The organism is Mycobacteriales bacterium (assembly GCA_035995165.1).
Lineage (GTDB): Bacteria > Actinomycetota > Actinomycetes > Mycobacteriales > CADCTP01 > CADCTP01.
Map to the genome: position 1 here is coordinate 1 of DASYKU010000162.1, position 6,981 is coordinate 6,981.

The window sequence follows — 6,981 nt, forward strand, 5'->3', positions numbered from 1 at the left end:
TACGAGCAGGCCGGCCTGCACTGGCTCGCCGCCGAGACCGCGGCCGCGTCGCTGGCCTGCGCCGACCTCGACCAGCGGCCGGACTGGGCCACCGCCGACCGCCGGCTGCTGGAGCGGGTCACCGCCCGCGCCGACGTCGACCTGCCGGAGCTGTGGTGGCGCGGCGGGGACCGGTTCGCGCCGCTGACCCAGCGGGAGCGGGAGATCACCGAGCTGGCCGCCGGCGGCTGGTCGTCGCCGCGGATCGCCGGGCATCTGCAGCTGTCCCGGCGCACGATCGAGAACCACCTGCAGCACAGCTACCGCAAGCTCGGCGTCACCCGGCGCGAGGAGCTGGCCGCCGCCCTCGGCCGCCGCGGGTAGGCCGGTTACTCTGCCCGACCTGTCTACCCGGGGGCGCGCTCCGGTCCGGACCGGGCCCGAACGTCCGGGTCGGCGGCTGCCCGCCCGCGCACCGCGGCGGCGCGGACCCGAGCGGGTTGCGATCCCCGGGTAACCCGGTGGCCGGCACCGGCCCGGCTGAGCACCGGCTACCGGGTTGCCCGCAGGGGCAGCGGTGAGTATCAGATCTCGTCGTCGGCCAGCCACGGGAAGCCACCCGGGTCGGCCTCGATCCGGGCCTGCTGCACGGCGAACTCGTGCGCGCGGATGCGCATCGGAAAGTCGGCCGGCGTCACCGCGAGCTTCGCCACCGGCTCGACCGGCACCAGCGACGCCGCCTGCGCGGTGACCACCTGCCGCCCGCCCTCCCCGTACGCCGCCTCCCGCTCGAACCGGTCCGCCGGCAACAGGTAGACGGTCCCGGGGGAGAAGTGGCTGTGCTCGACCGCCTCGGAGTTCACCGAGAAGAAGTAGTACGGCTCGCTCGGGGTGCGGTCGTCGGCCAGCACCCGGAAGCAGCTGTTGGTCAGCGACATCCGGTGCGCGGGCCGGTCCAGGATCGCGAAGAACATCGCCCACAGCCCGTCCGCCGCCGCGTACACGGCGGTCCGGTTGCCGAACTCCGCGATGTCGTTGGACTGCCGCGGCTCGAACACGGCGATGTCCGGGCTGGTCGACCCGTGCAGCACGACCGCGCCCGCGTCGGCGACGTGGCACAGGAACTGCCACTTCGGCGCCGCCAGCCGGTAGTCGATCATTTTCCCCGGCCCCGCTGCCACCGCGCCGGCCAGCAGCGCATCGAACTCCGCCCGGGTTGCCGCATCCGGCTCCGGCCCCGGCCGGGTCGACCAGTACGGCTCCACGTCAGTCGTGCCAGCGGATGCAGGTCCCCAGTTCGTCGATCGCGGCGGTCCAGGCGTCGAACGGGATCTCGCCGGTGCGGCGCCGGGTCAGCGTCGCGGTCACGCCGTCGAGGTCGCAGTAGTCGGCGATCTCCAGCGCCAGCTCGACCGCGTCCTCGCTGGGCGAGCGCAGGTCGTAGACCTCCTCCGGCTCCGGCTCGACCGGCAGGTCCTCCTCCACCTCCGCGATGTCCGCCCAGGTCACCATCTCGGACAGGTCGTGCTCCGCGCCGGAGCGGCAGTAGGCCACCAGGCCGTCGGCGGTGCGGAACATGTCCACGGTCAGGTCCGCGCCGAGGAAGACCGGCTCGTCGTCCGGCCCGTTGTACGTCCGCAGCGTGTAGCCGGTGCCCGAAGGCAGCGTCACCGACAGCGGCAGGATCCCGGCGACCTCCCAGATCGAGTATTCGCCGTCGTCGGTGGGGTCCTCGCCCTCGACCTCGACCGCGCCGGTGGAGCCGACCGCGTCCCGCACCAGCTCCGCGGCCAGCCCGGTCCGCGGCTCGTCCGCCGTCTCGGCGGGGGAGTCGTCGGTCAGGTCGACGACGTCGATGTCCTCGTCGTCGTCGGTGTCGTCGTCGCGGTCGGCCGCGGTCTGCGCGTCCTCGGCCAGCACCTCGCTGCCGCGCCACTCGACCAGCCCGGCGAACCGTTCCAGTAGCGGCTCCCAGGACCGTTCCACCACCCCGCCGACCCGGGTCCAGCGGTCCTCGCCCTCGGCGCCGGCGAACGACGCGTCGTCGGCCAGCAGCGCCGCGAACTCCGGCGTCTCCTCGACCAGCCGCAGCAGCACCCCGTCGTCGCACACCTCGGCCACCCGCTGCACCAGGTCGACCAGGTCGGACAGCTCCGACACCGTGTACGGATCCGGGTCGGCCAGCGCCAGCTCGTACGCCCCGTCCAGGTCGAAGACGTAGTCCTCGTCCGGCTCCAGCTCGCCCGGGGCGAGCTGCAGCAGGTCCTTCCACCGCGGGTGGTCGGTGAGGTCGTTCTCCTCGCCGGAGCGCAGGTGCTCGGCCATCTCCTCGACCGTGCCGAAGACCAGCACGTGCTGGCCGGCGCCGAGGAAGGCCTGCCACTCCTCGCCGTCTTCCTCCCACGGCGTGGCCCACAGGGTCACTCCGGTCCGCCCGTCCAGAGTGAGCCGGATCGGTACGACAGAGGCGTCCGTGGCGCTGGTCACCGCGGCAGCCTATCCCTGGTGGGCGATCCGCTCATGACCCGCCGTCCAGGCTCTCCCGCACGTACCGCCGGGCGTGGTGGATGCGGGCCTTCACGGTGCCGACCGGGACGTCGAGCACCCGGGCGATGTCCGCGTACTCCAGGTCGGACAGGTCGCGCAGGACGAACGCCCGGACCAGGTCCGGGTGCTCGCTCTCCAGCCGCTCCAGTGCGTCCAGCAGGTCCAGCCGGGAGCCGGCGATCACGCTGGTCGTCCGCGGGTCGGGCCGCTCCACCGGCCGCTCGGTGGTCCGCTCGGCCGCCCGCCGCTTGAGCGTCCGGTACGTCTGCCGGGCCTGGTTCGCGGTCACCTCGTACAGCCAGGTGGAGAACCGGGATCGGCCCTCGAACGTGCCGATCCGGGTCGCCACCTTGAGCAGCACGTCCTGGGTGGCCTCCTCGGCGTCCTGCCGGTAGGGCAGGAACCGGCCCACCTGGCGCAGCACCCGCGGCTCGATCGCCCGCAGCAGCTCGTCCAGCGCCGCCCGGTCGCCGCCGGCCGCGCGCCGGGCCAGTTGCTCGGTGTCCGCCGTGCCGGTCTCCGTCATGTCCTGATCCTTCCCCCCGTCGGCCTTTCCACGATGATGACCGGGTGACCACACCTGACCGCTTCGGCCGCTACCGGGTGGTGCGGCGGATCGGCAGCGGCGCGTTCGCGACGGTGTGGCTGGCCGCGGACGAGGTGCTCGACGCCCCGGTCGCGGTCAAGGTGCTCGCCGACAACTGGTCGCACCGGCTCGACGTCCGGACCCGGTTCGAGGAGGAGGCGCGGATCCTGCGCCGGGCCGACTCGGACCGGGTGGTGCGGGTGCACGACATCGGCGAGCTGCCCGACGGCCGCCCCTACTTCGTGATGACGTACGCGGACCGCGTCACGCTGGCCGAGCGGCTGGCGGACGGCCCGCTGCCGGTCGGCGAGGCGCTGCGGTACGGCGCGGACATCGCCCGCGGGCTGGCCGTGCTGCACCAGGTCGGCGTCATCCACCGCGACGTCAACCCCGGCAACGTGCTGCTGCGCTCGGCCGCGGACGGGACCGAGCGGGTGCTCATCGCCGACCTCGGGCTGGCCAAGGCGGCCGCCCGCGGTTCCGGGTTCACGCTGACCGTCGGCACTCCCGGGTACACCGCGCCCGAGCAGGCCCGGCCGGGGGACACCCCGCTGGACCGGCGCGCGGACGTGTACTCGATCGGCGCCGTGCTGCACCACCTGCTCACCGGGGTCGCGCCCAAGCAGGACGAGGTCCCGGCGCCGGTGCGCTCGCTGCGGCCGGAGGTGCCGGTGCCGGTCGAGGACGTGGTCCGGCAGGCGCTGGCGGCGCGGCCGGCGGACCGGTTCCCCTCGGCCGGCGCGCTGGCCGACGCACTCGACGCCGCCGCCGTCCGCCTCCACGAGTCCCCAGCCCCCGCGTCCGCTCCCCGGCGGCCGGTCCCGGAGCGGGCCGGGGAGTCGCCGAGCCGGCCGGATCGGGAGGACAACGAGCGGCTGTTCGACCCGGACCCGGAGCCGCTGCCCGAGCCGACGCTCACGTTCGAGCGCCCGGTCGCGCCCCGCCGGCGTCGCCGCGGCCTGCTGGTCACGCTGCTGGTGGCGGTGCTCGTGCTGGCCGGCGCCGGGACCGCCGCCGCGGTGCTCGGCCGCGGCCGCCCGGTCGAGGTCAGCACCACCGACGGCGCGATCCGGCTGCGGGTGCCGGCCGACTGGGCCGGCCAGGAACGCCGCACCTCCTGGGATCTCGGTCCGTACGGGGTGACCGGCCGGTCCGGCGTCGCGCTCGTCGTCACCCCGGACGTGACCCGCTGGGCCGACCCGCGCTCGGACGTGCCGGGCGTGTTCGCCGGCCGGGCCGACGGCGTCGGCCCGCGCGACCTGCAGGCCCGCAGCGTGGCCGCGGCCTGCCCGGCCTCGCCGCCGCGCCCGCTCGCCGGCTCGGGCCTGACCGGGACGCTCACCACCCGGACCTGCAGCGGTTCGGCCATGGCGTACGTCGAGGCGGTGCTGCAGCCACCCGACGACTCCTTCAGCGTGTACGTGCAGGTGAAGGAGCCCGCCTCGGCCGGCACCGCCGACGACATCGTCCGCAGCCTCGCCGTCACCTGGTCCGCCTGACGGCCCGGTCGGCCAGGATCTGACCGCCGTCGCTCTCCTCGACGTGGCCGGGCTCGGTCGGAGGCCACCGGTGCGCCGGTCACCGGATGGTGATGGTCAGCCCCTGGACGGCCTGGTTCCACACCGGCAGGTAGCGCTTGTAGAGCTCGATCGGCGCGGAATAGTAGACGGCGATGCCGCCGTCACCGTCGACGATCTGCCGGTCGACGACCTGCCGGGTGCCGTTCCGGACGAACGTGAACGTCCAGTCGGCGGCGTCCTCGCCGACCCCGTCCACCGGCGTGATCGCGAGGCGCCGGTAGTCCGCCAGCGTGGTGTCCTGCTCGTTGCGGACGGCGCCGTCGGCGGCCGAGCCCGGGCCGCGGGCGCTGAGGTCGATGCGCAGCAGCACCTCGGGCGTCTGCAGGTCGACGTCGGTCCGGGTCAGCCCGTCCGGTTTGCTCGGCGTGGCGGCCCAGTCGCGCGGCACCGGCAGCGTCACGGTCACGCCGAACCCGGTCATCGTCAGGGTCCGGAAATCGTTCGGTACGGGCGGCAGCGGGCTGCCGGACGGCGTCGGTGAGTCGGTGCTCGCCGGCCCGGTGCTGTCGGTCGCGGTGAGCGGGGCGGCGGCGCCGGGGACGACGTCCGGGCGGATCGCGCAGCCGGTCCCGGCGGCGAGGGCCAGCACCAGCACCACGCCGACCCGCCGCACACCGCCACCTCCCTGACCCGGCCACGAGCCTAGTCAGCCCAGCGGGCCGAGGTGGGTGGTGGGCCGCAGGTCGGTGGCGTGCTGGTAGAGCACCCGGGCGGTCGTCTCGGACCCGACCGGCGCCGACACGTACGCGCTGATGACCTGGCCGTTGAGGACCCAGGCCGCGACCAGCGCGTGCCGCGGCCGCCCGCCGGCGGTCACGTCGACGGTGAACTCGACCTCGCGCAGGCCGTTCTCGGCCGTGTAGGTCGGCGCGGTCACGATGACCACCGCCCCGGACAACGTGCGGTACTCGTTCACCACGTACGCCAGCGAGTCGTCGTCACCGCTGGACAGGTAGCCGCCGGTGGCCGGCTCGTGCAGCATCCGGACCAGCAGCACGCCGGCCGGGTCGCGCCGGTCCATGATGCCCTTGGAGTTCTCCGCGCCCTGGCCGGAGGCGGTGCTGGTGGTCTTCCAGCCGGCCGGGACCTCGCTGCTCACGACCGCGTAACCGGACGGGTTCTGCGGGATCTGGAAGCTCGTCCGCACGTACGAGGTGGGCGCGCTGACCGTGGCCGGCGGGCTCGGCGCCTTGGTGGTCCGCTCCTCGGTCGCGACCGGCGCCGCGACCGGCGCCGCGACCGGCGCTGCGACCGGCGCCGAGGTCGGCGGGACCGGGGCGGTCGTGGCCGGCGTGGAGGCGGTGAGGACCGGAGCCCCGATCGTGGTGCGCTCGGCGCCGCCGGAGCACCCGGCCAGCAACGCCAGACCGGCGGCGACGACAACGGCAACGGTGCTGCGGCGCATGTCGAGCTCCCCCACGAACGGACCGGTTCCTTCGGCCTCTCACTCCAGGTGACGCAGCCGATCCCGAACTGGTTGTGCCCGAAAGGGACGAGATCTCAGTTGCCGAGCGGATGCCAGACGGTCTTGGTCTCCAGGAACGCCGACAGTCGCCGGATGCCCGGATCGGCCGTCCAGTCCGGGTCGGCCGCCGGGAGCAGCCGCTTGACCGTCTGCGCCGCGGCCTGCTCCAGCTCGACCGCCTGGACCGGGTCGGCGCCGGTGAGGTCGAGCGCGTTCACGTCCGCGTGTGCGGCCAGCCAGGGTGCGATCTCCGCGGTCGAACCGGTGAGCAGGTTGACCACGCCGCCGGGCAGGTCGGAGGTGGCCAGCACCTCGGCCAGCGTGATCGCCGGCAGCGGCTTGTCGTTCGCGGCGACGACCACGCAGGTGTTGCCGGTCGCGATCACCGGGGCGACGACGCTGACCAGGCCGAGCAGCGCCGAGTCCTGCGGCGCGAGGACGGCGACCACGCCGGTCGGCTCCGGCAGTGAGAAGTCGAAGTACGGCCCGGCGACCGGGTTCACCGTGCCGAGCACGGCGGTCACCTTGTCCGTCCACCCCGCGTACCAGACCCAGCGGTCGATGGCGGCGTCCACTTCGGACTCCGCGTCGGGCGAGCCGGCCCCGCGGACCTCGGCCACGAACTGCGCCCGCCGGCCCTCGAGCATCTCCGCGACCCGGTAGAGCACCTGCCCCCGGTTGTACGCGGTCGCCTTCGCCCAGCCCGGCTGGGCCTTGCGGGCGGCGACCACCGCGTCGCGGGCGTCCTTGCGGGACGCCTGGGCCGCGTTGGCCAGGAACCGACCGTCCACATCGGACACTTCGTACGACCGTCCCGACTCCGA

At 74.5% G+C, this 6,981-nt stretch carries 8 protein-coding genes; 2 read left to right on the forward strand and 6 right to left on the reverse strand.

Features of this window, described 5'->3' with window-relative positions:
* On the forward strand, positions 1–363 hold a 363-nt coding region (locus VGP36_26145), incomplete at its 5' end, for a helix-turn-helix transcriptional regulator (GenBank protein ID HEV7658196.1).
* 200 nt (positions 364–563) lie between these two features.
* On the opposite strand, the gene VGP36_26150 is transcribed toward VGP36_26145, so the two are convergent.
* Genes VGP36_26150 through VGP36_26160 form a run of 3 tightly spaced genes read right to left on the reverse strand, consistent with a single transcriptional unit; the run spans position 564 to position 3,052 of the window.
* Complete coding sequence (locus VGP36_26150; GenBank protein ID HEV7658197.1) at positions 564–1,244, reverse strand: hypothetical protein; 681 nt, start codon at positions 1,242–1,244, stop codon at positions 564–566.
* A 1-nt stretch (position 1,245) separates the two neighbouring features.
* Complete coding sequence (locus tag VGP36_26155) at positions 1,246–2,466, reverse strand: hypothetical protein (protein ID HEV7658198.1); 1,221 nt, start codon at positions 2,464–2,466, stop codon at positions 1,246–1,248.
* A 31-nt stretch (positions 2,467–2,497) separates the two neighbouring features.
* Positions 2,498–3,052, reverse strand: a complete 555-nt coding sequence (locus tag VGP36_26160) for an RNA polymerase sigma factor (GenBank protein HEV7658199.1) — start codon at positions 3,050–3,052, stop codon at positions 2,498–2,500.
* 44 nt (positions 3,053–3,096) lie between these two features.
* Here VGP36_26160 and VGP36_26165 point away from each other — a divergent pair, with 44 nt between their 5' ends.
* A complete protein-coding gene (locus VGP36_26165) occupies positions 3,097–4,611 on the forward strand; it encodes a serine/threonine-protein kinase (GenBank protein ID HEV7658200.1) in 1,515 nt (504 codons plus the stop codon).
* A gap of 79 nt (positions 4,612–4,690) precedes the next feature.
* Here VGP36_26165 and VGP36_26170 read toward each other — a convergent pair whose 3' ends face one another.
* The 3 genes from VGP36_26170 to VGP36_26180 all read right to left on the reverse strand — a co-directional run.
* The gene (locus tag VGP36_26170) at positions 4,691–5,305 is read right to left on the reverse strand and encodes a hypothetical protein (GenBank protein HEV7658201.1); all 615 of its coding nucleotides are present in this window, start codon (positions 5,303–5,305) and stop codon (positions 4,691–4,693) included.
* 33 nt (positions 5,306–5,338) lie between these two features.
* The gene (locus tag VGP36_26175) at positions 5,339–6,112 is read right to left on the reverse strand and encodes a hypothetical protein (protein ID HEV7658202.1); all 774 of its coding nucleotides are present in this window, start codon (positions 6,110–6,112) and stop codon (positions 5,339–5,341) included.
* Between the two features lie 80 nt (positions 6,113–6,192).
* Positions 6,193–6,981, reverse strand: a 789-nt coding sequence (locus tag VGP36_26180; protein ID HEV7658203.1) for an aldehyde dehydrogenase family protein, incomplete at its 5' end; no start/stop codon positions are given.

Bases quoted from the DNA above. Each gene is read 5' to 3' on its own strand.
- VGP36_26160 (HEV7658199.1), bottom strand. From the start codon at position 3,052: ATGACGGAGACCGGCACGGCGGACACCGAGCAACTGGCCCGGCGCGCG.